The sequence below is a fragment of the cf. Phormidesmis sp. LEGE 11477 genome (assembly GCF_015207105.1).
In the GTDB taxonomy this organism is placed as follows: Bacteria; Cyanobacteriota; Cyanobacteriia; order Phormidesmidales; family Phormidesmidaceae; genus Phormidesmis.
Genome location: NZ_JADEXO010000046.1, coordinates 16,280 through 43,180 on the forward strand (window position 1 = coordinate 16,280; position 26,901 = coordinate 43,180).

At 49.9% G+C, this 26,901-nt stretch carries 26 protein-coding genes; 15 read left to right on the forward strand and 11 right to left on the reverse strand.

The window, feature by feature from the left end; genetic code table 11:
- Window positions 1–95: 95 nt before the first annotated feature.
- Window positions 96–473: a hypothetical protein gene (locus tag IQ256_RS14560; RefSeq protein ID WP_193856273.1), complete on the reverse strand. Its 378-nt coding sequence runs from the start codon at window positions 471–473 to the stop codon at window positions 96–98.
- 390 nt (window positions 474–863) lie between these two features.
- Here IQ256_RS14560 and petE point away from each other — a divergent pair, with 390 nt between their 5' ends.
- From petE to IQ256_RS14575, 3 genes are all read left to right on the forward strand, one after another.
- Window positions 864–1,271 (forward strand): plastocyanin, encoded by a 408-nt coding sequence (gene petE, locus IQ256_RS14565; RefSeq protein WP_193856274.1) that lies wholly within the window; start codon window positions 864–866, stop codon window positions 1,269–1,271.
- Window positions 1,272–1,587: 316 nt separating this feature from the next.
- Window positions 1,588–2,286 (forward strand): hypothetical protein, encoded by a 699-nt coding sequence (locus IQ256_RS14570; protein WP_193856275.1) that lies wholly within the window; start codon window positions 1,588–1,590, stop codon window positions 2,284–2,286.
- Between the two features lie 49 nt (window positions 2,287–2,335).
- Window positions 2,336–2,998, forward strand: a complete 663-nt coding sequence (locus IQ256_RS14575; protein ID WP_193856276.1) for a glutathione S-transferase family protein — start codon at window positions 2,336–2,338, stop codon at window positions 2,996–2,998.
- Between the two features lie 74 nt (window positions 2,999–3,072).
- Here IQ256_RS14575 and secA read toward each other — a convergent pair whose 3' ends face one another.
- Both secA and IQ256_RS14585 read right to left on the reverse strand, forming a co-directional pair.
- A complete protein-coding gene (secA, locus tag IQ256_RS14580; RefSeq protein ID WP_193856277.1) occupies window positions 3,073–5,862 on the reverse strand; it encodes a preprotein translocase subunit SecA in 2,790 nt (929 codons plus the stop codon).
- 216 nt (window positions 5,863–6,078) lie between these two features.
- A complete protein-coding gene (locus IQ256_RS14585) occupies window positions 6,079–6,675 on the reverse strand; it encodes a diheme cytochrome C (protein ID WP_193856278.1) in 597 nt (198 codons plus the stop codon).
- Window positions 6,676–6,799: 124 nt separating this feature from the next.
- On the opposite strand from IQ256_RS14585, the gene IQ256_RS14590 reads away from it, so the two are divergent.
- On the forward strand, window positions 6,800–7,288 hold the full coding sequence (locus tag IQ256_RS14590; RefSeq protein WP_193856279.1) for a GNAT family N-acetyltransferase: 489 nt from the start codon (window positions 6,800–6,802) through the stop codon (window positions 7,286–7,288).
- 8 nt (window positions 7,289–7,296) lie between these two features.
- Here the strand turns inward: IQ256_RS14590 and IQ256_RS14595 are convergent, their stop codons facing one another.
- Window positions 7,297–7,542, reverse strand: coding sequence for a hypothetical protein (locus tag IQ256_RS14595; RefSeq protein WP_193856280.1), 246 nt, complete (start codon window positions 7,540–7,542; stop codon window positions 7,297–7,299).
- A gap of 312 nt (window positions 7,543–7,854) precedes the next feature.
- Here IQ256_RS14595 and IQ256_RS14600 point away from each other — a divergent pair, with 312 nt between their 5' ends.
- From IQ256_RS14600 to IQ256_RS14625, 6 genes are all read left to right on the forward strand, one after another.
- Window positions 7,855–9,141 carry a ferredoxin:protochlorophyllide reductase (ATP-dependent) subunit N gene (locus IQ256_RS14600; RefSeq protein ID WP_193856281.1) on the forward strand — a complete coding sequence of 429 codons (1,287 nt, stop codon included), beginning with the start codon at window positions 7,855–7,857 and terminating at the stop codon, window positions 9,139–9,141.
- 69 nt (window positions 9,142–9,210) lie between these two features.
- A complete protein-coding gene (gene bchB / locus IQ256_RS14605) occupies window positions 9,211–10,908 on the forward strand; it encodes a ferredoxin:protochlorophyllide reductase (ATP-dependent) subunit B (protein WP_193856282.1) in 1,698 nt (565 codons plus the stop codon).
- Between the two features lie 92 nt (window positions 10,909–11,000).
- Window positions 11,001–11,939, forward strand: a complete 939-nt coding sequence (bchL, locus tag IQ256_RS14610; protein ID WP_193856283.1) for a ferredoxin:protochlorophyllide reductase (ATP-dependent) iron-sulfur ATP-binding protein — start codon at window positions 11,001–11,003, stop codon at window positions 11,937–11,939.
- Between the two features lie 238 nt (window positions 11,940–12,177).
- Window positions 12,178–13,005, forward strand: a complete 828-nt coding sequence (locus IQ256_RS14615; protein ID WP_193856284.1) for a lysophospholipid acyltransferase family protein — start codon at window positions 12,178–12,180, stop codon at window positions 13,003–13,005.
- A gap of 33 nt (window positions 13,006–13,038) precedes the next feature.
- A complete protein-coding gene (locus IQ256_RS14620; protein ID WP_193856285.1) occupies window positions 13,039–13,542 on the forward strand; it encodes a GNAT family N-acetyltransferase in 504 nt (167 codons plus the stop codon).
- 206 nt (window positions 13,543–13,748) lie between these two features.
- Entirely contained in the window at window positions 13,749–14,339 is a 591-nt protein-coding gene (locus IQ256_RS14625) for a sulfite oxidase-like oxidoreductase (RefSeq protein WP_193856286.1), read from the forward strand.
- 67 nt (window positions 14,340–14,406) lie between these two features.
- Here the strand turns inward: IQ256_RS14625 and IQ256_RS14630 are convergent, their stop codons facing one another.
- Together IQ256_RS14630 and IQ256_RS14635 are read right to left on the reverse strand one after the other, a co-directional pair.
- The gene (locus tag IQ256_RS14630; protein ID WP_193856287.1) at window positions 14,407–15,069 is read right to left on the reverse strand and encodes a hypothetical protein; all 663 of its coding nucleotides are present in this window, start codon (window positions 15,067–15,069) and stop codon (window positions 14,407–14,409) included.
- Window positions 15,059–16,765 carry a cyclic peptide export ABC transporter gene (locus IQ256_RS14635; RefSeq protein WP_193856288.1) on the reverse strand — a complete coding sequence of 569 codons (1,707 nt, stop codon included), beginning with the start codon at window positions 16,763–16,765 and terminating at the stop codon, window positions 15,059–15,061. The genes IQ256_RS14630 and IQ256_RS14635 overlap by 11 nt, the downstream gene beginning before the upstream one ends.
- Window positions 16,766–17,079: 314 nt before the next feature.
- On the opposite strand from IQ256_RS14635, the gene IQ256_RS14640 reads away from it, so the two are divergent.
- Window positions 17,080–17,676: a fasciclin domain-containing protein gene (locus IQ256_RS14640; protein WP_228024892.1), complete on the forward strand. Its 597-nt coding sequence runs from the start codon at window positions 17,080–17,082 to the stop codon at window positions 17,674–17,676.
- Between the two features lie 148 nt (window positions 17,677–17,824).
- On the opposite strand, the gene hpnA is transcribed toward IQ256_RS14640, so the two are convergent.
- The 3 genes from hpnA to IQ256_RS14655 form a co-directional block, all read right to left on the reverse strand.
- Window positions 17,825–18,808 carry a hopanoid-associated sugar epimerase gene (gene hpnA, locus IQ256_RS14645; protein WP_193856289.1) on the reverse strand — a complete coding sequence of 328 codons (984 nt, stop codon included), beginning with the start codon at window positions 18,806–18,808 and terminating at the stop codon, window positions 17,825–17,827.
- Between the two features lie 3 nt (window positions 18,809–18,811).
- On the reverse strand, window positions 18,812–21,562 hold the full coding sequence (locus tag IQ256_RS14650; RefSeq protein WP_193856290.1) for an efflux RND transporter permease subunit: 2,751 nt from the start codon (window positions 21,560–21,562) through the stop codon (window positions 18,812–18,814).
- 137 nt (window positions 21,563–21,699) lie between these two features.
- Window positions 21,700–22,539, reverse strand: coding sequence for a squalene/phytoene synthase family protein (locus tag IQ256_RS14655; RefSeq protein ID WP_193856291.1), 840 nt, complete (start codon window positions 22,537–22,539; stop codon window positions 21,700–21,702).
- Window positions 22,540–22,693: 154 nt separating this feature from the next.
- Here IQ256_RS14655 and hpnH point away from each other — a divergent pair, with 154 nt between their 5' ends.
- From hpnH to IQ256_RS14670, 3 genes are all read left to right on the forward strand, one after another.
- Window positions 22,694–23,707 carry an adenosyl-hopene transferase HpnH gene (gene hpnH / locus IQ256_RS14660; protein WP_193856292.1) on the forward strand — a complete coding sequence of 338 codons (1,014 nt, stop codon included), beginning with the start codon at window positions 22,694–22,696 and terminating at the stop codon, window positions 23,705–23,707.
- A 165-nt stretch (window positions 23,708–23,872) separates the two neighbouring features.
- Window positions 23,873–24,970 carry a sulfotransferase gene (locus IQ256_RS14665; protein ID WP_193856298.1) on the forward strand — a complete coding sequence of 366 codons (1,098 nt, stop codon included), beginning with the start codon at window positions 23,873–23,875 and terminating at the stop codon, window positions 24,968–24,970.
- Window positions 24,971–25,064: 94 nt separating this feature from the next.
- A complete protein-coding gene (locus IQ256_RS14670) occupies window positions 25,065–25,337 on the forward strand; it encodes an acylphosphatase (RefSeq protein ID WP_193856293.1) in 273 nt (90 codons plus the stop codon).
- Between the two features lie 67 nt (window positions 25,338–25,404).
- Here IQ256_RS14670 and IQ256_RS14675 read toward each other — a convergent pair whose 3' ends face one another.
- Window positions 25,405–25,851 carry a DMT family transporter gene (locus IQ256_RS14675; RefSeq protein WP_193856294.1) on the reverse strand — a complete coding sequence of 149 codons (447 nt, stop codon included), beginning with the start codon at window positions 25,849–25,851 and terminating at the stop codon, window positions 25,405–25,407.
- Window positions 25,852–26,012: 161 nt separating this feature from the next.
- Between IQ256_RS14675 and IQ256_RS14680 the strand changes: the two genes are divergently transcribed.
- Window positions 26,013–26,195, forward strand: a complete 183-nt coding sequence (locus IQ256_RS14680) for a CsbD family protein (protein ID WP_193856295.1) — start codon at window positions 26,013–26,015, stop codon at window positions 26,193–26,195.
- Between the two features lie 324 nt (window positions 26,196–26,519).
- Here the strand turns inward: IQ256_RS14680 and IQ256_RS14685 are convergent.
- Window positions 26,520–26,901: hypothetical protein (locus IQ256_RS14685; RefSeq protein ID WP_193856296.1), on the reverse strand; the 382-nt coding region annotated here is incomplete at its 5' end.

Consider the following 26,901-nt stretch of genomic DNA (forward strand, 5'->3'; position numbering starts at 1 on the left):
GAGTTAAAGCCTTCAAGCCTTTGAGTTAAAGCCTTCAAGCCTTTGAGTTAAAGCCTTCAAACCTTCAATTTAGGCATTGAACCTAATACTTTAACCTAATAAGAGCGATAGGCCATAATCTGCTCCTCTAAGGCCGCAATACGGTTGTATGCAGCAGTCAGCTGAGCCGTCAATCTCTGGATTTGAATCTCTGGCGATAGCGTCCTAGTAGTGCTCAATGACTCTCCTTCCAAATAAGGATCGTCGCTCAGCACATCCTTGTGCATCATCGATGGATTCGGGGCGCGGCGCATGGCCGTTGGTGATAGATTCACCGCGTTGGCGTCTGGCAAAATATCTTTACTTGTGGTGGCAAAACGATCTTGCCCGCTAGTGATGGTAGCATTCACTTTCTCAGTCAACTGCGCCATCAAGCTATGAAGCGAGTCGACTTTGTCACTCAGCTCAATTACCTGCATTTCTAAAACATTCATAGCCATAAAAGACAGTTGTGTTATTGATTTTTTCAATCCTATTAATAAGTGCAGTAACTGATCACTGAACCCACTAAATCATTTAACCTTTGCTAAAAAAAAATTATGGAACCTTAAGATTCATGATTCCAAGGCTCATCTTTCTCGGTGAGTCGTCACTACTTTTTAGCGCTCAGATGCTGTCTTGAACTCAGATCATAGGTGCCTTAGCAAAAGACAGGCTAACCCCATCGCCGCCAGGACTTGTTGTCTAAATAACGCTTGAAATCACCCGTATAAGACGAGTCGTCAAATCCGAACCTTTACAGAGCGTCAAAATCCTCGCCAGGCGATATATAATTCTCATTAAGTGCAAAGAAAGTACACACACGTTTTAGCCCCAGAGGTCCTATGAAATTTTTAGCGAAAGCATTCCGCAGCTTGGGTACTACCCTAATGATGGCTGCTCTTGTCGTCAGTAGCTGCGTAATGCTGGCGTCGCCAGCGCTGGCTGCTGACCACACCGTAAAGATGGGTTCTGACGGTGGACTGCTTGTCTTTGAACCAGCAACTGTCACTGTCTCAAAAGGCGATACCGTCACCTGGGAAAATAATAAGATGGCTCCCCACAATGTCATCTTTGATGCAAACAACATTCCTGGTGGCAAAGAAGTCGCAGATCAACTGACTAACAAGCAGTTAACTTTTTCGCCTGGTGAGTCCTACTCTAGTACCTTTGATGTAGAGCCCGGTGAGTATACTTACTACTGTGCGCCCCACCGTGGTGCTGGCATGGTTGGTAAGGTAGTTGTCGAATAGCTTTCGGCTGGATGATCAGCTTTTATGAGTATTTCTCGGCTGCGTACTTCAGCAGAAGGCCGCGTTGATGATAAAGACCAGTAATTGCGATAAAGCCCAGTAAGGAAGGACTCTGTTGAAAGTATTCAGCAGAGTCTTTCTTTATCTAGAGTCTTTACTTTATCTGAGGGTGCTTACCGCCGCCTTTTACCTGGCAGTTGCTACTGATCTAGCAATTGATTTTGTGTGATATTCTTTAGCTGATAAAGTTCCTGGCCAGGGCAGTATTGAGTAAAGAAGGCGTGTTGAAACGTTTGTTCGCTGGGGTGATAAGCCGATGAGCGATACAACCGCATACTTGGCGGGCTGTGCCACTACGGGTGTCGCAGCTTTAGTGCTGCTAGTAGCTCGGGTGGGAATGGTCTCTGCCGATGGTGATGCTGAGCAGGCTAATCGATCGGGCGATCGCACCGCTCAGATAGAATCTGCTACTACCCAGTCCCAGCAGGCGTTAGAAGCCGAAATTCGCAGAGAGTTAGACAAGCAGCAGACCCTCACTCAAGCATTAGAGGAACAGCTAGAAGAGCAGGAAACGCTCTCTGCCAATCTAGAGAACCAAATGCAAGAGCAGTCTGAAAAAACTCAAGACCTGCTCGATCGTATTCAGAACTATCAGCGCTCCGTAGAAGATCTAGAGCTAGAAGATAAAATCGCTGCCGCTGTTCAACCTGCCGCCGAAGCCAATGCCCGTCCATCTGGGCCTCCCACTTCGCTGATCTGGCTAGGCGCAGGCATTGTTATCGTGCTAGGGCTAGGTGGCGGTGGGCTGATCCTTTGCTCAGTGATTTTGATTTTGCAGGCTCAAAGGCGCTCTGTAAGACCTATGCCGATGCGGCCTATGCCAATGCCACCCATGCCTATGCCACCTACCGCGTCAAACTACTACGACCCGGCCTTCTTGTCTGCTCCACAGCTTCCGCCACGCCGCGCTCCCTACTACGACTATCCCGCTGCGCCCTACGACTACACACCGTAGGTCTTTTCTAAAAGTTTTCTGGGTTTAAAGAGGCTCGCAAGGTCGCTGTATGAAACTAATTATTGGTAACAAGAACTATTCTTCTTGGTCTTTGCGAGCTTGGATGCTACTGAGCAAGTTCGATATTCAGTTTGAAGAGGTTTTAGAGTCGCTTGAGCGCGAAAATTCACGCGGAACCCTCACAGAACGGCTAAAGCAGTATTCTCCAACGGGCCGTGTACCCGTTTTGATCGATCAAGAAATCACAGTATGGGACTCGCTCGCAATCTGCGAATATATTTCTGAAAAGTATCTATCGGGCGAGGGCTGGCCTGCTAAGGCGTCTCTAAGCGCTGAAGCTAGATCTGTCTGCGCCGAAATGCATGCCGGGTTTGTGGGTTTGCGTAATGAGCTGCCTATGAACTGCCGGGCTCGCAGAAAAGTCGATCCTTCTGCCGCCGCCCTTCAAGATATTGCTAGGATCGACGCTATTTGGTCAGGCCGTATGGAGCGAAATCCTGACACCTGGCTATTTGAAAAATTCTCCATCGCTGACTGCTTTTATGCGCCCGTAGTGATGCGCTTTAAAACATACGACATTGCTTTGTCAGCACTAGCCACTCAGTATCAAAACTTTTTCCTGAAGGATGTCACGCTGCAGAAGTGGGTTGAGGCTGGTAAAGCAGAAACCGAAGTACTGCCAGAAGACGAAGCAGGAGAACCTCGAAAGTAGCAGCCCAGCCGTAAAAAGCAAATAGCGTGTCTCAAAGGCACTCGAAACACGCTATAGCGCTTAGGTACAGGGGTCTACACCATTTCAGATTGCTTAGCGGCGGGCTGGGGCTGGGGCTGAAACTGGAAGAGCGTGTACACGACGTTGCGACGAATGCCTGTCATCATTTCTAAGAAGACTTCGTAGCCTTCACTTTTGTATTCAATTAGCGGATCTTTTTGACCGTAGCCACGTAAGCCGACGGTTTCGCGTAGGGCGTCCATCTGCTGTAGGTGCTCGCGCCAGAGCGTATCGATCTGTTGAAGAATAAAGAATCTCTCCGCTTCACGCATCAGGCCGGGCTTGATCATGTCAACTTGAGCTTCTTTGAGGTCATAGGCAATGCGAACCTGCTCAGCTAGAAAAGTTTTCATCTCGCCCATAGATAGATTCTCTAGCTGGTCTGGCGTCAGGTCGGCCAACAGATAGACAAACTCTTGCACTTTGCTAACGACGCTAGCGAGATCCCATTCTTCTGAAGGCAGCTCTGGGTTGACATAGGCTTCGACAATGTCGTCCATAGTCTGTACGGCATAGCCCAAAACCAGCTCTTTGAGCGCTTGGCCTTCTAGTACGCGGCGACGTTCAGCGTAGATAGCGCGGCGCTGATTGTTCATTACCTCGTCGTACTCAAAGACCTGCTTACGAATGTCGTAGTAGTAGGTTTCGACTTTCTTTTGAGCGCCTTCTAGCGAACGGGTGAGCATACCAGATTCGATCGGCATGTCTTCTTCTACGCGAAAGGCGTTCATTAACCCAGCAACGCGATCGCCCCCAAAAATCCGCAGCAAATTGTCTTCTAAGCTCAAAAAGAACTTGGTCGAACCAGGATCACCCTGACGCCCTGCCCGGCCTCGAAGCTGGTTATCTACTCGGCGAGATTCGTGGCGCTCTGTTCCGATTACGTGCAGACCGCCGAGTTCAATGACGTCATCATGTGCAGCTGAGGTAATTGCTTCGTACGCTTCTAGAACTTGATTGTAAACATCGCGCAGCTTCTGGATGACCGGCTCGTCGGAGGGTGCTTTCTCTGCGGCTACCGCAATCTTGTCTTCTGCGGCTAGCTCTGACAGGCTCTGCGCTCCATAGGTCTTGACCGCAAAATCAACCGCTGCTTTCAAATTGTCTTTGATCTCGGGGGAGAGATCGGTTGGAAAAATCTGCGGGGCGACTTTCCAGGTCTTGACCTTCTTTTTGTCGGCAAAGCCTTCTGCCTGGCGGCTGTTCTTGGCCGCAGACACTTGCGCTACGCCAAACTTATCGTCGTCTTCGGGCTTGACCAGCCTGGGCATAAAGTATTCACGTACCTTTAGTCGGGCCATGTAGTCGGCGTTACCACCGAGGATGATATCTGTGCCGCGTCCGGCCATATTAGTGGCGATCGTGACTGAGCCGCTACGACCGGCTTGAGCCACAATTTCTGACTCTCGCTCTACGTTCTCTGGCTTGGCGTTTAGGAGATTGTGCTCAACGTTGAGATCGCTTAGCAGGGCCGAGAGAACTTCAGATTTTTCGACGCTGGTCGTACCCACGAGAACAGGACGGCCAGTTTCGTGCATCTCAGCGCATTCTTGGGCGATCGCGTTCCACTTCGCATTTTCAGTTTTGTAAACGACATCCGGCAAATCGTGACGCTGCGAGGGGCGATTGGTAGGAATAATCGTCACTTCTAGCTTGTAGATCTTTTCAAACTCAGCTTCCTCTGTCTTAGCAGTTCCGGTCATTCCAGAAAGCTTGGGATACAGCAGAAAGAAGTTCTGATAGGTGATAGAAGCCAACGTCTGAGTCTCAGGCTGAATCTCAACGTGCTCTTTAGCTTCGATTGCCTGGTGCAGACCATCACTCCAACGCCGACCCGCCATCACCCGACCGGTGAACTCGTCGACGATCACAATTTCGCTATTGCGTACGATGTAATTGACATCTTTGGTGAACAGCTCTTTGGCCTTGATCGCGTTGAAGATGTAGTGGGCCCAAGGATCTTTAGGATCGAATAGATCGGTGACGTTCAGCAGGTTCTCTGCTTTCTCGAAGCCTTCATCTGTGAGCAGCACGTTACGAGCCTTTTCATCAACTTCGTAATCGACTTCATCGCCTTCTAGTTGAGTGGCAACTTCGGCTGCCTTCGTGTATTTTTCACCAGGGCGTTCTACTTGGCCAGAGATAATCAAAGGCGTCCGGGCCTCGTCAACCAAAATCGAATCGACTTCGTCAATTACACAAAAGTTGAAAGGGCGCTGAACCACATCGGCCATCTGCGTTGCCATATTGTCGCGCAGATAGTCAAAGCCAAACTCGCTGTTAGTGCCGTAGGTGATATCACAGGCGTAGTTTTTCTTGCGATCCTTTGGACTCATGCCCTGCTGGATCAATCCCACACTGAGCCCCAAGAATCGGTGAACCTGGCCCATCCACTCCGCATCCCGGCGAGCAAGGTAGTCATTAACCGTGACAATGTGAACGCCTTTGCCTGAAATTGCATTCAAATAGGCAGGCAGCGTCGAAACCAGGGTCTTACCTTCACCCGTTTTCATCTCAGCAATTTGACCGTCGTGCAGCACCATACCGCCTAGTAGCTGCACGTCGTAGTGACGCATGCCCAAAACTCGTATGGCGGCTTCTCTGACGACAGCAAAGGCTTCTGTCAGGATATCGTCTGTGTCTTCGCCAGCTTCTAGACGCTGTCTAAACTCGGCTGTCTTACCCGCTAGCTCATCGTCAGAGAGAGCCTGCACTTCTTCTTCAAGCAGATTCACCTCTTTAATATCGGGCTGATATTTTTTGAGCTTGCGAGTATTTGGATCGCCTAGAAGTCTTTTTAGCATGTCGGGCTGGAGAAACGACGAGCGAGGCGAGTATAGTCAACCCCGGAATATTAATTCTACCTGTATCTTATGGGGATAGCCGACCGATAGGAAAGGGTTGAGCAGGTCGGGTTTCCCTACAAAGCGTCTCAACGGCAGAGGGCAGTGCTCTAAGGACAGGTCAGTGCTCTAAGGCCTGAGCAGTACAGATCTAGGTGCCAAATCTACAGACTGGGTCTACCTATCTGAATTCGAGCTGATGTTTCGGTAGTTTTGAGTAGTGGCTGAGAGATGGCAGCTAGCACAGGTACGCAGATTTAGCGGTTGGGGAAGGGTGACCTGAGGATGGAGCGCCCGGAAGTAGTCGGAGTCAGATAGCCTGAAGGGCAGCGAATCGTGGCTTTGATGAGGACGAGAGTAGGCTTGGAGGTAGTTGGCAATTAATTGCTGCTCGAAAGTGGTAATGCCACTGAGAGTAAGGCCGTAGTGAGCAGAGTCAACGACGAGAGTCTGCCAGGTTTGCGTGGGGAGAACGGCTGGCGGCAGAGCGACGTGGCAGGTGGCGCATTCGTCGAGATAGACGCGATAGCTAGCCTCAAGCTGAGGGGAGACGGGATCGACCATGCCGTACGGATCGGCTGTAGCTGTAGAGTCGGCTGTAGCTGTGGAGACTGCTTTGATACCCGCGCCAATGCCCATATCAACACCCTCTATGCCTGTATCGACGCCTGAGCCAATAGCAGCGGCGACGCCCGCACCGAGCAAGATGCTAAGCGTAAAGCATAGGCAGAGCGAGAATAGCAGTGAGAGGCGAACTGGCCGATTAAATAGCATGTTTTAGGCGGTGCGTGGAGGACTTCAAGTCATGAAAGCTTCACTTTAATTCGAGACAGACCAGTGAGTCCGCCTCTATATTGAAAGATGGATTGTGTAAACAATTGTATTTTTGGTGAGGTCTATGGACGGTCGGAATACTCAGTTTCGCTATATGCAGACGTTTTCACCCTGTGAGCTTGAGCAGGTATGTGATTTGTTTGGGCGAGCTGCATTTTGGGCTAAGACTAGAAGACCGGCAGAGATGGCGGTGGCGATCGCACACAGTCATCCAGTCGTGACAGCATGGGATGACAAACATCTAATCGGGTTCTCACGAGCGACATCAGACGGCGTTTTTAGAGCGACCATTTGGGATGTTGTGATCCACCCCGACTATCAAGGGGCTGGGCTAGGCCGCAGATTGGTTGAAACTCTGATCGCCCATCCACACATGAATAAGGTAGAGCGCACCTATCTAATGACGACTCACCAACAGCGCTTTTATGAGCGGATTGGCTTCGAGAAAAACACGACTACCACCATGGTTCTACACAGCCAGCCGATTCCAGACTGCTTGCTACAGGCAACGGAGCCACAGCTAGTTGAGATAGCTGAAACCGTGGATGTGTAGGAATACCTCTAAGCTTCTTCTGCCTCAATTTTTGCTCTTGACTCTCCCCAATAAGCGCTGTAGGTCCATTCTTCTTTGGCCCCTTTGTCTACAGTTTTCCAACGGTAGATCACGCCTTGGTTTGGGTTGACGCCGACTTCTAGGAGTTTGGCTCCCATGTAGTATTCGGTTTGCTTGAGGGTGCGGTTACGAAAAAACTCACTCTCTCGCTTAGAAATCATTTTGGTGATGTGAGCTTGGGTCGGCTTGGCCATGATTTCGAGGATCTGTCTCTAGTCAGCAATTTTTATTGCTCTCTATAGTAGGCCGTTATGACCTCCGCCTTGTCATGTAGAGTCGATACTTTCACTAAAAGATGCGTTAGGTAAACATTAATGGCTGAATGTAAATAAAGCCTGCTGACTACCAAGACCGGATCAAACAGGTATCTATACTGAACACTTCAGCTCATTTTGTTGTGGCTTCTTTTGATTCGTTCAAAGAAAAACCAAGGCGAAGCAAAACAAGGCGCTGATACCTGCCCGCATATATTCTAATTTGTTGATACAAAGAGCGAAGAACTAAGTATGGCGCTACAGGCTTGCACAGATAATCCCACCGAAACAGTCAGCTCTGATATGCCGGTTCTAAAAGAGCGCGGCCAACGAGAAGTGTTTTGCGGACTGACGGGTATCGTTTGGCTGCATAGAAAGATGCAGGATGCCTTTTTCTTGGTGGTCGGCTCTCGCACTTGCGCCCACCTAATTCAGTCTGCCGCTGGCGTAATGATTTTCGCAGAACCTAGATTTGGCACGGCGATCTTGGGCGAGCGCGATCTAGCGGGGCTAGCGGATGCGAATGAAGAACTAGAGCGAGTAGTGGAAGAGCTGCTGCTGCGTCGGCCTGATATTGGCACTTTGTTTTTGGTTGGCTCTTGCCCTTCTGAGGTGATTAAGCTGGATCTGGCTAAGGCCGCTGAGAAGCTGAACCATCGGCATTTTCCAAAGACCAGGGTACTGAACTATTCTGGCAGCGGGATTGAAACAACCTTCACTCAAGGAGAGGACGCCTGTCTAGGTTCGATGGTGCCGGTGTTGCCTAGCAAGGAAACCGAGGAGCCAGCGCTGATGGTGGTCGGTAGTCTAGCTGATGTTGTTGAAGATCAGTTTCAGCGATTGTTCGATCGAATGGGGATTGGTCCGGTTTCTTTCTTTCCACCGCGCCGGGCCTCGAATTTGCCTAGCGTTGGTAAAGGGACAAAGCTGTTAGTCGCTCAGCCGTTTTTGAGCGAGACGGTGCGGCTGTTAATCGCTCGGGGCGCGGAACTGCTGCCTTCGCCCTATCCTTTTGGAATTGAGGGAACAACGGCTTGGCTGAAGGCGGCGGCGGATACCTGGGGCGTGGAGGAGGAGACGTTTGAATCGGCGATCGCACCCGCAGTCGCTAGGGCCAACACAGGGTTAGAGCGCTACCGTCAAGAACTCAGCGGTCGCAAGGCATTTCTTTTCCCCGATTCACAGCTAGAGATTCCGCTGGCTCGGTTTCTCTCGCGTGAGTGTGGCATGGAGCTAGTCGAAGTCGGCACACCCTACATCGATCGTCTGTTGATGGACCAAGAGATTGCGCTACTGCCAGAAGGAACTTCTCTTTCTGAGGGGCAAGACGTAGAAAAGCAGCTAGATCGCTGTCGAGCAGCTCGCCCGGATATCACGGTTTGTGGTCTGGGCTTGGCCAATCCTCTAGAAGCAGAAGGGATGGCGACGAAGTGGTCAATTGAGCTAGTGTTCTCGCCGCTGCATGGCTATGACCAGGCGGCTGATCTGGCGGAATTGTTTACGCGATCGCTAGAACGACGGAAGCGATTGACGGTTTGATAGTGCCGAATTTTGATACCTAGATAACCAGATAAAATCAGCCAACATTAACCCTTCTTTCTTTAACTTATGGAATTGACTCTGTGGACTTATGAAGGCCCTCCCCATGTTGGGGCCATGCGCGTGGCAACTTCGATGGAAGGGGTGCATTACGTGCTCCATGCGCCACAAGGGGATACCTACGCCGATCTGTTGTTCACAATGATCGAACGACGCGACCAGCGTCCTCCCGTCACCTACACCACCTTTCAAGCGAGAGATTTGGGTGGGGACACGGCTGAGATGGTGAAAACATCCGTGCGCGATGCCTATGAACGGTTCCAGCCCCAGCTCATGCTAGTGGGCGAAAGCTGCACAGCAGAGCTGATTCAAGATCAGCCCGGCGCACTGGCGCAAAGTATGGGTTTGCCAGTTCCAGTCGTGAATCTAGAGCTGCCTGCCTACTCCAAAAAAGAGAATTGGGGTGGTAGCGAGACCCTCTATCACTTAGTCAGAACTTTGTTGTTATCGGCAGCGTTGCCACCGGGAACGAAGCGTCCTGAGAGAGAGCCAGCCATTCGCCCTAAGGCAAATATCATCGGACCCACGGCGCTAGGATTTCGCTGTCGAGACGATATTCAAGAAGTGTTGAAGCTGCTAGGTGAAATCGGCGTCGATGCGAACGTAATTGCGCCTTTGGGAGCGACGCCTGAGGATATCAAGCGAATTCCTGACGCGGATTTTAATATCTGCCTGTATCCAGAGATTGCTCAGACCACTTGTGACTGGCTAAAGCGGAATTTCGCTCAGCCAATTGTGAAGACTGTGCCGATTGGCGTCGGGGCAACTCGCGATTTCATTGCTGAAATTGGTGAGGTCGCTGGCATTGATGTCAGCCGGGTACTGGCTCGCTCGAAGTCGGAGACGCTAGGCAACTGGAACGTCTCGCGAGTCGCCTCTTCTGCGATTCCTGGTGCTTCTCGGATGCCCTGGTATTCTCGCTCGGTAGACTCGACTTATCTAACCGGTAAGCGAGTGTTTATCTTTGGCGATGCTACTCATGCGATCGCCGCCGCCAGAATTGCGACCGAAGAACTTGGCTTTACCCTAGTGGGCATCGGTACCTACAGCCGCAAGTTTGCCCGTCAGGTGCGCGAAGTCGCTAAACAGCACGGCGTTGAGGCAGTGATCAGCGACGACTATCTAGCGGTGGAAACAGCCGTAGCAGAAGCTGCGCCAGAGCTAGTCCTAGGCACACAGATGGAGCGTCATATTGCCAAGCGGCTAGGCATTCCTTGCGCGGTTATTTCTACGCCAATTCATGTGCAAGATGTACCGGCTCGCTACTCGCCTCAGATGGGTTGGGAAGGGGCAAACGTTATCTTTGACGACTGGGTGCATCCATTGATGATGGGCCTAGAAGAGCATTTGATTGGCATGTTCCGTGAGGATTTCGAGTTTGCAGAAGGCCATATGAGCCATCTGCACACCGCACCGTCTGTAGAGGAGAGGACCGCAGAAGAAGCGGCTGAAAAGGCGACTGAAGAGGCGAAAGCACTGGCTGCTCCGACTGATCATGACGCCGCCGTAAAACCGATGGGCTCTGCGCCAGATGCGGCGACGGCAGGCGGGAACTGGAGCCCGGATGGTCTAGCTGAGCTGAAAAAAATCCCGTTCTTTGTACGAGGGAAAGTGAAGCGAAATACTGAAAAATTTGCGAGCGATCGCGGCATCACCTCCATTACCGTAGATACCCTCTACGAAGCCAAAGCCGCCATCGGCAAATAAGGTTTGCCGACGGGAATGACCTCTAGGCATCAGAGCTTTCAGACGCTCGAAGAAAAAGTATCAAACGTCAAACAAAAAATAGGAGACCTACTGTGGTAGTTTCAAACGACCTTCGACCTAACGTTGCCAATAAAGATGCTGTCAGTAAAGCTGTCGTCAACAAAGGTGCTGATGGCGAAGGCAGTGTCCAGGTCCATCAAGACGAGTCGATGAAGATCGAGTCCGGGGCCTTGGTAATTGCTGTGTACGGCAAAGGCGGTATCGGTAAATCAACCACCTCTTCTAATCTATCAGCGGCCTTCTCTCGGCTAGGTAAAAGAGTCTTGCAAATCGGCTGCGACCCCAAGCATGACAGCACCTTCACCCTGACCAAGAAGATGGTGCCCACAGTCATCGACGTGTTGGAATCGGTGGATTTTCACTCTGAAGAGTTGCAGACCGATGACTTTATGTTTGAAGGCTATAACGGCGTCATGTGCATCGAGTCGGGTGGCCCTCCGGCGGGTACGGGCTGCGGTGGCTACGTGACTGGCCAAACTGTGAAGCTGTTGAAAGAGCATCATCTGTTTGAAGATACTGACGTAGTTATCTTTGACGTGCTTGGAGATGTGGTCTGTGGCGGTTTTGCTGCGCCGTTACAGCATGCTCACTATTGTCTGATTGTGACTGCTAACGACTTTGACTCTATCTTTGCGATGAACCGCATCGTGGCGGCAATTAAATCCAAGGCGAAGAACTATAAGGTGAGACTGGGCGGTATCATTGCTAATCGAAGTGAAGGCACTGACCAGATTGACAAGTTCAATGAGCGGGTCGGCTTAAAGACTTTGGCGCATTTCAAGACTGTGGATGCAATTCGCCGCAGCCGACTGAAGAAGTGTACTGTGTTTGAAATGGACGAAGAGCCCGAAGTCTTGGAAGTGCAGCAAGAATATTTGAAGCTAGCAAAAGGAATGATTGAAGATGCTAAGCCGCTAGAGGTAAATCCCCTCAAAGATAGAGACATCTTCGACCTGTTAGGGTTTGAATAGGCAGAGTTTGAATAGGCAAAGTTTGAATATGCTGAGGTTTGAGTGCATTAAAGGTTCGAACTAAGGTCTGAAATGTGATCGCCTCTCAATCATCACGATCGCTACAAAATATAAAGTACAAAAGGGTTTGTTGGCACGGCTAACAGACCCTTTACTGTGAATGCGTATGAATCCTACCGCTTTGTTTTCTCTATTTGCTGCTGTAAAGACCGCACGTGAGGGGTATGCTACTCGCTCTATGCGGTCTTTAGACGGCTGGTCTCTTGAAGATCGCGATCCTGTGGTCTTGCAGAAAACAATGCCGCTGATGCGATGGTTTTACGAACATTACTTTCAAGTATCAACAGACGGATGGGAACAGATTCCAACTGGTGAAGCCGTAATGTTTGTGGGCTCTCATAATGGTGGACTGCCGACGCCAGATCTGCATATGATGCTGTATGACTGGTGTCGTCGGTTCGGTGTCGAAAAGCCACTCTATGGATTAATGAGTCCGAAGATGTGGGATGTGTTTCCTACTGTTGCTAGATCAGCTACGCAGGTAGGCGCAGTGCAGGCGCATCCGAAGATGGCGATCGCAGCGCTAAATAAAGGCGCAAATATCGTTGTGTATCCGGGCGGCATGCAGGATGTGTTTCGGCCTTATCACCAACGGCACCAAATCTATTTTCATCAGCGCAAAGGATTTATCAAGCTAGCAATCAAAAAGGGCGTTCCCATCGTGCCGATGATCTCTTGCGGCGCGCATTCGACCTTTGTTGTATTAGCCGATATCTATCCACAGATGAAAGTGCTGCATGAATTGGGAATGCCGTGGGCTTTTGGCATCGATCCAGAAGTTTTTCCTATCTATTTGGGACTGCCTTGGGGCTTATCAGTTGGGCCATTGCCACACATTCCACCACCGACAAAAATTCATACGCGCATCTGTGAACCGATTCGATTCGATCGATATGGGGGTAAAGCTTTGCAAGATAGTCACTATATTGATGCGTGTTTTGAGAAGGTTCGTAGCCAGATGCAGAGAGCCCTTGATCAGCTAGTGCGCGATTCCCTGCGTAGATAGTTAGTTAGGAAGCGATCGCTCACTAGCACTATCATGATTTTCTTTGAAACAAAACGACTACTATTTCGCCGCTTTGAACCAAGCGACTTAGACGAACTCGCCAGAATTTCTGCTGATGTGGCTGTCATCTGCTACGTCGGCAATGGACAGCCTCTCACCCGAGAGAAAACGCAGGCATGGATAGACAAATCGAGAAGCAATATCGCGCAGTTTGGCTATGGAACTGGAGCAGTGGTCGAGAAAGAGAAGAAAACCTTGATTGGCTGGGCTGGTATCGGACGCCCTACTGATGATAATGGGTTAGAAGAAGTGGTCTATGGATTGGACAGCCCATACTGGCGGTTGGGTTTAGGTAATGAACTGCTGACTGGACTGGTTCGTTGGTCGAGAGACACGTTGGGACTAGATGAACTTCGAGCCACTGTATTCCCCGAAAACGCGGCTTCAATTGCCTTACTATCGCGTTATGGGTTTGAGCTGGTTGACGATTGTTATAAGGGCGATCCCAATACCCATCTCTATACTGCTTCGTTCTAACAGTTGTCATGTTGATAACCCGTTATCTCAAACTGAAATCTTATGTGTTAGATGGGATCGCAGCAGCAATATTGACGAGCGTATCTAGATTCGATACCGCATACTTCAAGTCGTACAAAAAACTATGCAGACCCTATGCATTTTGACGGTATTAACCGATCGAATTAGAGCACTACAATAAGGGCAATCTCTATTGCTTTTGTGCCATGAAATTCTTTGAAAAACCCAGCACAGATCTAGCTGACCGGGTTCCGCCAGGACAGCATTTGGCCAAAGGGTTTCCGGTCTTAACCTATGGCGATACGCCACAAATTAGTACAGAAGCATGGCAGTTCACCGTTTCTGGTCTTGGCAGTTCTAAGACACTTTCGTGGCAAGATTTTATGGATATGCCACAAACTGAATTTACCGCAGACTTTCACTGCGTGACCCGGTGGAGCAAGCTAGACGTAAAATGGTGCGGTATCAAGGTTGTAGATTTTTTGAAAGAGATTGACGTAGAGCCGACCGTTACCGATGTGATGGCGCATTGCTATGGCGGCTATACCACCAATATCTCGATGGAAGACTTTGCGAGAGAAGAAAACTTTTTTGCTCATACGCTTTTTGACGAGCCGCTGCCCGCAGAACACGGTGGCCCCATGCGGCTAGTGGTGCCACATTTATACGCTTGGAAAAGTGCAAAATGGATCAATGGCTTAGAATTTTTGGCGGATAGGGAACTGGGCTTTTGGGAGAAGAATGGCTATCACCACCGGGGTGAACCGTTTGCAGAGGAGAGATACAGCTCGCTGTAAAAGGCATGGCTACAGAGAAAATGGCTCTAGAAGAAGTGGCTTTAGAGAAAGTGGCTTCAGAGAAAGTCTATTGCGAAAAAGCTCTGTGGGTCAGATCTTCTAGCGCTTTTAGTGCCGTTAGCGATCCACTAATCAACCGAATTGCTGCTTTTGGTTTTTTCACGAAGCCGATCGCTAGCTGAACGGGTTTGAGAGATCCGTCTGGCGCGATCGCATTCCCAATATCCGGCAGATCGCCCTGACAGTCATCACTGATCACTCTAACGACACCGACCGCAACAGATAGATTTTTCAACAAAACAGCCGCTTCCATATCAACCACATCAGCGCTGTAAGTATCTCCTAATTGCTGCTTTTCTTTGGCGGCGGTAATAATGTGATCACAAGTCACACCCGTGCCGATAGCGATTGCCAACCGATGCGCCAGCCGTTGCGTTGTTTCAACATCGCATTCAAAGATTTCTTGGCTGGCGTGATGCCAAATTTTTTGGAGTGCGATCGCCTCTCCAATTCCATGTTCATTTGCAAGACTACCGCCCAATCCCATTAGCAATAGACCTTTGCCATTCAGTTCGGGCACTGGCCAATCCCGCAAAAACGTCTTCAACCCCTGGGGTCCGGCTGGAATAGCGACCAGCCGAGGCGCATTCTGGATGTTGCTTAGCCCTCGTTTTACGGCTTTATATTCAGCACCTGCAGGCACCAATATGGTGTGAACCTTATCTCGCATAGGCTTGGGGGGTGGGCGCTTGATCGAGAGTAACGCTGCCGTAGTCGAGCTTGATAATGCGATCGGCTAGGTGAAAGTAGCGATCGTCGTGACTGATGACAAAAAGTGTTTTTCCTTTTGCTTTTAGGTCGGCGAGAAACTGGGTGTAAAAAATATCTTTGAATGTCGGATCTTGGTCGGCAGCCCATTCGTCGAATAGATAGATCGGGCGATCTTCTAGATAGGCGCTGAGCAAGGTAAGGCGCTTTCGCTGGCCCTGCGAAAGATCGGTCGTAGAAAATCGGCCTTGGGTGATGCTGACTTTGTGATCGAGCTGCAGTTTTTCTAGGTAGGCTTGGGCTTTGCGACCGTCGCTGCTAGCACTAAAGCCAAGCAGCCGCTCAAATAGATAAAAGTCTGAGAATATTGCTGAAAAGTGCTGGCGGTACCAGTCCTGGTTTTGCGCGGTGATCAGCTGATCGTCTAGGTAGAGAGCACCCGCCTGAGGGGCGTAGAGACCCGTGAGTAGCTTAGCGAGGGTAGATTTGCCGCTGCCGTTGCCGCCGATGATGAATATTAGCTCGCCAGGGTGAACGGTGAGATTAATTGGGCCAAGGGTGAATTCGCGATCGCCTTGGTCAGTTCGGTAGGTATTGGTCGCACCCTTGAGCTTAAGCTGATGCCAGCTATCGGGAGTCAAAGAAGCTGTAGAGCTTTTAACTGGAGAGCTTTCAACAATCGTAGAATCTGTTGATGCCTTAGCGTCACTGGTTCGGGCATTACCAGTTTGATCATTACTAAGACTCAACCCTAATGCCTTTATCTTCTTTAGGGCGATACTGGCTCGGCTGAGAAAAGGGATTTTGTTGACTAGGCTCTCCATCGGACCTAACACATAGGTGAAAGTGAGCAAATAGCCAAAGCGAGTTTCTGGGCTGATGCCAATCCAGCGGGGTAGTGCAAAGAGAATCAGGCCAACCGCAAAGAAATAGATAAATTTTCCCCAGCTATCGACCACCGCAAATTGACTCATGCCGCGCTCATTAGCACTTTTCACCTGCAAGGCAGTCTGCGAGAGATCGGCTGCCAAAAAGTCTTGTTGTCCAATCGGATGCAGCTTTAGTTCCTTGATACCGTCGATCAGCGTCCGAAAATGCTGAAACAGTCGATCTTGGTATTCTCTGGCTTCATTCAACCCGCGCCAGCCAGTGACCAAAAACCACCGACAGCTCACAGACGCGACTAACGTGAGCACCGCGACCAGCGCCAGCACCTGCCACGAAAGCCAAGAGATATAGAGCATACAGCCAGCGGCGCTAGCGGTGTTGATAATCAACATGGGAACGACGCCTGCTGCGGTGGCGATCGCCTGCACATCATCTGTCAGCACCACCAACAACCGAGGCAACCCAATTGTCTCTAGTGGCTTTAGCTCAGTGGCTAAAATCTGACGGCTTAGCCGCATTTGCAGCTCGAATACAGCAGCTTGAGAAAAGCGAATTAGCAAAATGCGAGAAAGCATCGCCGTGAGTAGGGCGACGACACCCAAAGCAATGAAAAAGAGGGCGATCGCACCTGATGGCGATCCCTCTTGCACAGCAGCCCTACTAATAAGTGCGATCAAACCCGCATTGCAGCCACCACTAATGACACCTGTAAACAGTGCAATGGACAGCGACTTCCAAGAAGATTTAAACAGAAAGACAATAAGATCCATAAGCTTATAGAAGCAAAAAGCTGACGCTTCTGCCTGTAGCCATCTCTTAACACCCTTCTATCAACCCAATCTATGAAGGCTGTTCTATCGGCAGCTTATTCCTTCGGAAATAGACCTTAAGACAGAACGTACAGTTTATTACAATTCTGTCACTAAAACGTATACTAAATAGCTCTTTTCTATTCTTACACTATGGATTAGAGAAAAATTTCTGCTGAAGGTTGCTGTAGTTCTCTCACTATCTACAACTACGATGCATTGACCTTTAGCAAACTGAAATCTCTATTGCCCATAATTTCAATACTAATCAATACATGCGCTTCTCAATTTCTAACAAGTCTTTCAATAAGTTCGCTGGTGTTGCTGCTGCTCTGATGATTTTGCCAGTAGCCGTAGCCTGTGACAGCCAGGTCGCAGACACTACCGAGTCTATTGAACCGGTTGACACTGAAATGCCTGCGGATACCGCTGAAACAACTGAAGGCGAGACTATCGTAGATGTAGCCGCCGCTAATGGATCGTTCGATACTTTGGTTGCTGCTGTTCAGGCTGCGGGGCTAGCCGAAACCCTCAGTAGTGAAGGTCCTTTTACCGTTTTCGCTCCTACAGACGAAGCCTTTGAGGCTTTGCCCGAAGGTGCGCTCGACAGTCTACTTGAGCCTGAAAATCAAGAAGTACTGTCGCAGATCTTGACCTATCATGTCGTGCCTGCTGAAGTTCCCTCTAGCGAAATCGCGCCTGGAGCTGTTGCAACTGTCGAGGGCGAAGAAGTAGATATCGCTGTAGATGGTGATACCGTGAGTGTCAATGACGCAACTGTCGTAACAGCGGACGTGATGGCCAGCAACGGTGTCATCCACGTAATCGACAGCGTGCTGGTCCCCCCTACTGTTGATCTGTCTGCGCTTTAATCTGTCACGACAGACGACAACAAAGCCCGTACGAAGATTTCAATAGGCTTAGCCAGAAGCCCCTGCTGCTTTACATAGAGCGGCAGGGGCTGGCTGTAGGTTGTCATGGTCAACCTCTTGCTCATACTGCTTTTATTCTGACAGCTACCTAGTCAACATATCCATTCGCTCTATACCAATCGACTGAGCGCTGCAGGGCCTTGGCAATATCGGTCTGCGGTAGACCTAACTCGTTCACCGCTTTCGAGGCGTTGTAGTACATTGTTTTCGTGCCCATCCTTACCCCGTCTAAGGGGACGTTTGGTGATTTCCCTAGCCGAGCTAAGACAGTCTCTTCTATCCAAGCAACGGTCATAGGCACAGCGACAGGAATTGACTTTTCGGGCGCACTCACGCCCGTTAGGTTCTCCAAAATATCCAGCATAGACTTTAACTTCATGTCTCGGTTACCTAAGATGTATCGCTCGCCAGATCGACCTTTCTCTAACGCGAGTAGATGGCCTTTAGCAACGTCTTGTACATCAATTACATTTAGCCCAGTGTCTAGATAGAAGGGCATCTGCTGCCGCAAAAAGCGTAGAACAATATTGCCGGTAGGTGTTGGCCGCGCGTCCCATTCGCCAACCGGAGAAGTGGGATTGACAATCACTACATCCTGGCCAGCTTTCGCCGCTTTGAAAGCTTCCTGTTCTGCCTGGTACTTCGACTTTCTGTAGTGGCCGATTAGCTCATTAGCTGAGGATTGATGAGTTTCATCAACTGGCGTTCCTTTGGGCCCAAGGCCAATTGCCGCCGCAGAACTGGTGTAAACCGTTCGGTTGATGCCTGCTTTTTGAGCGGCGGCTAAGCAGTTGCGAGTGCCGTTTACATTGCTGCGATAGAGCTGTTCTTTGTCTGACTGCCAGAGCGAATAAAAGGCAGCAACATGAAACAGCGCCTCGGCACCCTGCATTTTTTCGTAGAGGTCAAGGTCGTTGAGCTTGCCTACGACTTTCTCAACTTCTAAGCCTTTCAAGTTATCAAGATTGCTGTTTTCTCTAACGAGTACTCGAACGGAATGGCCAGCCTGTAGAAGGAGTCGAACCACGTTGGCTCCGATAAAGCCAGTGCCGCCTGTTAAAAATACCTGCATGGTTTACGCTTTTCTTCCCACCTTTTTCCAGCCGTCTTCCAATAAACTGTACAGCACTGGCACCACGATCAAACTCAATAGCGTCGAGGTTAACAGTCCACCGATAATTGCCACGGCTAAAGGCTGTCGTAGTTCTGAGCCCGCGCCTAACCCTAAAGCAATCGGAATCATGCCGAGCACGGTAGAAGCGGTTGTCATCAAGATTGGCCGCAGCCGCACCTGACCCGTTTTGATAATAGCCTGGGTGCGCTGCATTCCAGCTCGCCGTAGCTGATTGGCATAGTCCATAATCAGCAGTGCATTTTTGTCTAATAGGCCGAGTAAGAACAACAGACCTAACACCGAAACTAGACCAAAGTCGCTTTGGGTGACGAGTAGCGCTAGCATCGCCCCCACCACAGACAAAGGTAGCGTGAGGCCAACAACGGCAGGTTCTAACAGTCGACCAAAGGGCAATAGCAGCACCGTCAGCATACAAACAATTGCCAGCGCTAAGGTTCTACCAAAGCTGCCTAACACTTCTCCAATCCGGGCAGAATCTCCGCTAAGCCCAGTACTCACACTTTCTGGAATGATAGACTGAGCGATTTCCACAACCTGATCGGTCGCATCTCCTAACGCCCTTCCCTCATCGAGATTGGCGCTGATAAAGGCAACGCGCTGCCCGTTTTGATGGTTGATTTCAACAATATTGTCAGCGGTGTTGGTCTCGCCAGATCTGCGAACATCGGCAAAGCCAGGGCGAGTAGCGACTTCGGTTTGAACAGCGATCGCACTTTCATTCAGTTCTGCTAGATCATCCCCTAATAAAGCGACCTGCAATGGCTTTTCACCACCTGTATCAACAAACTGAATGTCTTCAACGCTAGTAGTAACGTTGCCTTGTTCGGGTAAGTCCGCTCGCAATTGAGACTGAACGGTGGCGGTATCACGAGTGCGATCGCCCGCTAATTTCACATAGATTCTGCCTTGGTTGGGCTGGCCGCGATCGCCGACTGTTGTCAGCGCAGACTCTACTTCTGGCAATTGAAAAATAGCATCTTCTAACGCATCTGCTGCTAAAAGCGTTTGTTGTAGCAACTGCTCTCTGGGATCTCTTCTGGGATCTCTTCTGGAGTCTTCTCTGGGATCTTCTTCTCTGGGATCTATGGAAGGATTGTCTAGAGCGCCGGGGAGATTATCGCCTAGCTGGCCCAATTCTGCTGGAATCTGACTGGATGTCGCTGCTGGCGATGAAGGCAGCTCAACGGTGTAGTTCAAGTAAAATTCGCCGCGATCAAGCTGAGGAATAAATCCCTGCGGAATCAGCGGAATGATGGCAATTCCAGCAATGAAACTTGTGATCGCAATGCCAACAACGCTCCAGCGATGGGCCAAAGACCAAGCCAGCAATCGGCTATATGCTCGCTCTAACCAAGAGTCAGAAACAGATGGCTGACTAGCTTGTAGTCCACTGTCCTGCAGTTCATTTTCTGGCTGTTCATTTTGGCCAGATGGCCTCGGCTTTAGCCAATAGACTGCCAGCACCGGGGACAGCGTCCTAGCCACTAGCAACGATACCAGCACCGCCGCCGATACCGTCAGACCAAACGGCTTGAAGAACTGACCAACGGTGCCGCCCATAAAGGCCACTGGCAGAAAGACCGCCGCAATCGTCAGCGTAGAGGCCGATACCGTCAGGCCAATTTCCTCGGTGGCTGCAAGCGCTGCCTGCCTGGGGCTTTCTCCTAATTCAATGTGCCGAATAATATTCTCTAGCTCGACAATGGCATCATCTACCACAATGCCAATCACCAGCGCCAGCGCCAGCAGCGTGATCGTCTCTAGATTAAAGCCGTAGTAGGCCATGACGATACAGGTGCCTAGCAGCGAGAGGGGAATCGCCAGCGCTGTGATTAGCGTGGCCCGCCAGCTTCGCAAAAAGGCAAAGATTACCAGCACAGCAATGGCGATCGCACCGACCAAAGAGCTCACCGTCGCCTGCGTGGCCGCTTGAATATACTCCGCTTGCGTGGCCGCTAGCGCCAACTGCACCTGTGGCAGGTCTTGGCGTAGCGCCTGCACCGCCGTATCCACCTGCTCTACCACTTCTAGCGTGTTGGCATTGGCCTGCTTGATCACCTGCACCGCCAGCGCCGTCTGAGTATCGAACTTTACCCGAGTCAGATCTTCTCCAAGTAGATCCACGCGCAAGACGCCCGGTACCGATTCTAGAACGGGTAAAATCTCGACCGCCGCTAAATCAGTCAGCTCGCCTAGCGATCTCGAATCGCTCAGCAGCGCATAGCTGACCACCGCCGCCTCGTTCAGATTCAGAGGAATAACTTCATAAGAGGCCTCCGTAGGCAGCGCTGCGGCCTCTACAGCTTCCTCTACAGCTATTGCCGTGTCCGCGAGCGAGGTGCCAACTCGAAATTCCAGCGTGATCACCGTGCGCCCCGCCAACGTAGAAGAACTGCTGCGATTGAGCCCGTCTATCCTAGAGAGCTGATCTTCAATTGGCGTGGTCAGTAATGATTCAGTTGCCTCTGGCGTGCTAGCTTCTGGCGCTTGTCTGTCTACAGTTTCTGTCGCCAGCGTGGCGTTGATCACAACTACGGGGAAGGTGATATCGGGGAATAGGGCATATTTCAATGAGCCGAAAGCGATTAGGCCGATAGTTGCGATCGCTATCCAGCAGCAAACTGTTAGCCAGGCGTTTTGGATGGCTAAGCGAGAGAGATTGAAGCGATCGCGCCAAGAAATAAGCGTCAAGGCTATAGCAAGAGAGTAGAGAGAGGGCAAAAAAGCGGGAGTAAGGCAATAGACCCGCTCTCCCACTTTCTCTAAATGAGCTTTTAGCTAGGATGAGTGAAACTAGTTAGCAGGTGAAACCAGCTTCCAGTTACAGGCTAGCGCGCCAGCGTCGTCGCGATTTGCCCTTTGGTAATTTGGCCCACAATCGAAAGCACATCGCTGCGGCTGAGCTTCTCCTTGCCCTGCGATAGCGCGTCTAGCGTACCGTGCGCCAGCGCCAAAGGAATGCGACAGAAGGTCAGCGCCGGTCCTTTGGGCAGCGCATTAGTATAGGCATCTGCTAGGGCCAAGTTGCGGCGAGCATACTGCTGCATATCCGCGTCCGTCCAACCAGGCGGATAAAAATCAACGCTTCGCACCTTATCTTCGGCGTGATTACGTAAGACATTCACCGATTGCAGCCCCCGGCCAAAACCAATCGCCTCAGTCCGGTTGCTAGCGGTGCCATCGTGCCAGGCCCAAAGATCTGAGAGCATTAGCCCCACAGACCCTGCCACGCTAAAGCAATAGCGATCGAGATCGGCCTCATTTTCAATCAGCCAGTTACGCTCTGCCCAGTACGCCATCCGGTCAGCCATTGCCGCTGTCGCATCCCAAATCCTCGGAGAAATAGTCTGAGGTGCTAGCAAGGCCCACTCCCCAATTCGCAAGGTAACTTCTTCCAAGTCTGCGTCAAAAGCTTCTAATCCTTTGGCAAAATCAGCGGCGTTTGAGTTTTCTGTACCCGCCTGCAAATTCAAGCTAAGCTGTCTCAGCAGCTTAGACTTCAAGACAAAGTCCATATCGGGATGGTCTTCGATTTGATCGATAGCTCTCATGCATAAGTAGGCAGAGGCGACAGCTTCCTTCAGTCCAGTCGGCAAGAGATTGATTGGGATGAAAAAAGTGCGGCTAGTTGCCTTGAGCAAAGCCAGTGCGGGATCAACAGACGGCATACAGTTCTCTCCTCATATACATCGCAAATATGCGATGTTTTATCTACAAAACAATTAATGCTTAATTAATTTTTCCGAAGTAAAATTTGTCACCATAGCTATTGCAGCTAAGTATGTAAGATAGCGGAAAACATCTAGAGGAGTAAAATCAAGCGTGGGAATTCATTTACAGCAGGCTATTTCAGTCGGACAATACCTAGTCTCTCAGCGTCTCAAAGGCCGCAAGCGCTATCCGTTAGTTCTTATGCTAGAGCCCCTATTTCGGTGCAACTTAGCCTGCTCTGGCTGCGGCAAGATTCAGCATCCTAAAGAAATCCTCAAGCAAAACCTTTCACCCGAAGAATGCTTCGCGGCTGTAGAAGAGTGTGGCGCTCCGGTGGTGTCCATTCCAGGCGGCGAGCCCCTTTTGCATCCACAGATCGATGAGATTGTTGAAGGGTTAATCAAGCGCAAAAAATTTATATATCTATGTACCAACGGCTTGCTGCTAGAGAAAAGTTTGGATAAGTTCCAGCCATCTTCGTATCTCAGCTTCAGCGTGCATTTAGATGGACTGCAGGAACTGCATGATCAATGCGTCGATCGTCAAGGCGTCTTCAAAAAGGCCGTCAGCGCTATTCGCGCGGCCAAAGCTAGAGGATTTAGAGTGACGACGAACACCACCGTCTTTGAAGGCACCGATCCCAAAGAGATTCAGGATTTGTTTGATTTTCTTACTGATATTGGCGTGGACGGGATGATGGTCTCACCGGGCTATAGCTACGAATGGGCACCGAACCAAGATCGCTTCTTGAGAAAAGAGCAGACTCGGGCGCTGTTTAAAGAAATTTTGGCTCCTTATAACGATGGTAAGAAAGGCTGGCAGTTTAACCACAACCCACTGTTTTTAGACTTTTTAACCGGTCAAAAAGACTATGACTGCACGCCTTGGGGCAGCCCTAGCTACAGCGTTCTGGGCTGGCAAAAGCCTTGCTATTTGCTCAATGAAGGGCATTACAAGAGTTTCAAAGAGCTGCTAGAGGAAACCGAATGGGACAATTACGGCGCTAAAAGTGGTAAACCAGAATGCGTAGATTGTATGGTGCATTGTGGCTATGAGCCGACAGCCGCGCAGGACTCACTACAGCCGAAGAACATGGCTAGATCGTTTAGCAGTCTATTTGGTTAATTTTGATCGAATTGTGCAGGTCGGCTAGTCGTGTCAGCGGCTAGCTGGCTCTGGTTCTGTGACCTTTCTACAGATCTGATGGAGTGCCTCTTCTAGACTCTTTTAGCAGGACGCTCCTACCCTAAATCTTGTTTCTAACGTTACCTTGCCTTTGTGGCTTCTACTGTGCCCTCTACGCGACCTCGACTGCTACATCCGCTCATGGGTGCAAACTTAAAGACACTCCTGGCGCTGCTGCGTGAGAATGGCCCTGGTCGCTATCCACTGCATCTGTTGATTATTTGGGCGACGGCGATCGCCCGCTTGCCATTTTCGACTTATGAGCGGTGGCAGGTAGCGCGATCGCCCCATCTAGAAAGCAAACCGCCTATCTTCATCATTGGCCACTGGCGCAGCGGTACCACCTTTCTACATAGTGTGCTTAGCCAGGCACCTCAATTCGCCTATACCTCGCCGCTCGCGGTCGGCCTCCCCTGGGACTTTCTCACCTTGGGCAACGCTCTGCGGCCTATTCTAGAAGGCGCTTTGCCTAAAGACCGCTTTATTGACCGCGTGCCCGTTAATCCAGACTCTCCTCAAGAAGACGAAATTGCCCTAGCCAGTATGCAGCTACTGTCTTTCTACCAAGGGCTCTATTTCCCAAAACAATTTTCAAAGCATTTCAACGCTGGCATCTTTTTTGAAGGCTGCAGCGATTTGGAGATTGAAACATGGCAGCAGGCGATGGTGCTATTTTGTAAAAAGCTGCAGCTACAAAACCCAGATCAGCAGCTACTGATCAAGAATCCGGTCTACACCGCCAGAGTACAGAAACTGCGCGAGCTGTGGCCAGCGGCAAAATTTATTCATATCTATCGCAATCCTTACATCGTCTATCGCTCTACGCTCAACTTCTACGACAAGCTTTTTCGAGAGCTGTCTCTACAGGCATTCGATCAGGTGCCCGTAGAAGAAATTATCTTAGAAAGCTATCCTAAAATGATAGAAACCGCTCAGCGCGAGACGTCGGCCCTACCCACACAAGATTTTGTCGAGCTGCGGTTTGAGACCTTTGAGGCCAACCCAGTAGAACAGCTAGAAAAGATATACGCTCAGCTTGAACTAACTGGGTGGAAAGAAGATTTGCCCTATTTTCAGCGGTATTTAGAATCGCAAAAGCACTATCGAAAGAATGAATATACGTTTCCTAAAGAGATGACCGAGCGGGTGCGCGATCGCTGGCAGCCGCTACTAGAACAGTGGGGCTATGAACCCCCTATCTGATCCTGGTCGCCGCGTGGTTTGCTTTTAAGATCAGGTGTCTTCAAGACCAGACATCTTCAAGATCAGACGTTTTCAAGATGGAGGTGTTTAAAAGATGGTTTGCTTTCGAGTACTGATTTCAGGCCAGGTACAAGGTGTGGGATATCGCTACAGTACAAGAGAAAAAGCGCAAAAGCTAGGGTTAGTCGGCTGGGTACGGAATTTACCTAATGGCAGGGTAGAAGCGCTGATTGTTGGAGACTGCACGCAGATAGAGAGTATGGTGGCATGGTTTCACGATGGGCCACCTGCCGCAAACGTGGCCACCGTTGAAGCCAAAGAAGAGATGTCTCCTCAGAAATTTGAAAGCTTTGAGATTCGACGATAAATCCATATCGCGCACATCTTCGATTCGGGGAAGTTAAGCAATCAGGATTGGGGATATACTATCAACCCTACTTTTGAATCAATACTGCGCCAGCTAGCAATAGGAGCGTTCCTACAACACGAGAGGAACTCAGAGATATCTGAGTCACTCCGAACGCACCAGTCGCGTCTAGCACGATTGACATCATCACCTGGCCAGCAATAATTAACGAAAAAACGGAGGCAACACCTATCTTTGGAATAGCCACCAGAGAAGATACCAAGTAGTAGGCTGCGAAGACACCCCCTAGCCAAGACCAGAGCGGGACAGAACTAAAGGCGGGCAGCGATCCTCTTTCAGTCGTGCCGCTAATCCACAGCAAAAGGAGTAAAAGCAAGCTGACAGCAAGAGAAACGATCGTTGTCAGTATTGGAGACCCGGTTGAGAGCCGTAGCCGAGCATTCCAAGTGCTTTGAACAGCAAGTCCAGCGCCGCCGAGCGTCACTAAAAGAAGTAGAAAAAGTCGGTTGAGCATAGCATGGCCTAATGTAAGACTGTGGCTTGATTTCTGTCGTTATTGGTTTAGCCATCAATCTATCTTTGGATCAGTCGATAGATGCCTTAGGATAGAGAACGGAAGTTGACTTATCCTCTACCATGACAGGGCATTATCAAGATAGTTGGAGAATACTTATTATGGGTCTCGACGACAAGATACAGAACGCTGCTAAGGATATCGAAGGTAAAGTTCAAGAAGCTGCTGGTAAAGCAACGGACAACAAAGAAGCTCAGGCAAAGGGAAAAGCTAAGCAGGCAGAAGCCTCTGTTCAGAAAGCAGGGGAGAATGTCAAAGATGGCATAAAAGATGCCATCGACTAAATTTAGCTTTTAGCTGAATTTAGCTTATCAAGCTGGCCTTAAGTCAGATCGGCTCTGCTAAGCGTAATAAGGTGACTAAAATGCATTGCATTTTAGTCACCTTATTCTTTGGGTGTCTTGTCTTCGGTTGCTTGAAATCGCTGGTCTGTATACCCAACTTCATATAGTGACTCTATACAATGACATGCAACAGTGACATGCACCGAGCACATTTTCAGCAATGTATCGGCTCAAAGTAAAATACACGAAAACTCTTTTGCCACAGCCGTTCAAGGACAGCAGGTGGCAAAAGAGCTACGAGAGTCTGTCAATTGAGCGTAGTTTTTAGCCTTCTGTTAGGCGATAGGCACCTCTAGCTCCCTTATACCATTCTCCATCGCGGACGCCGCCGGACAAGATATTAGAGATTCGATTGCGAGCTTTCAGGTACTGGTTTTTGGGCATATCTTCTTTAAAGAGCCCCGACATGACTTCTGCAATCTTGAAATCTTCTTTGGGCTTAGTTGCCAAAATCAGCTTCACAGCTTCTGGCATGGGCTGATCGCCTACGCCCGGCAGCGTATATTTCTGCCAGTCAGCAGTCCGACCATCTTTTTTCTTGGCTCTTCCCTTGGTTTTCGTCTTTGTCTTAGTCTTGGTCGTAGACGAAGTAGATTTCTTCTCAGCAGTAGATTCCTTGGCTTTAGCAGGCTCTGTAGTCTTGCTT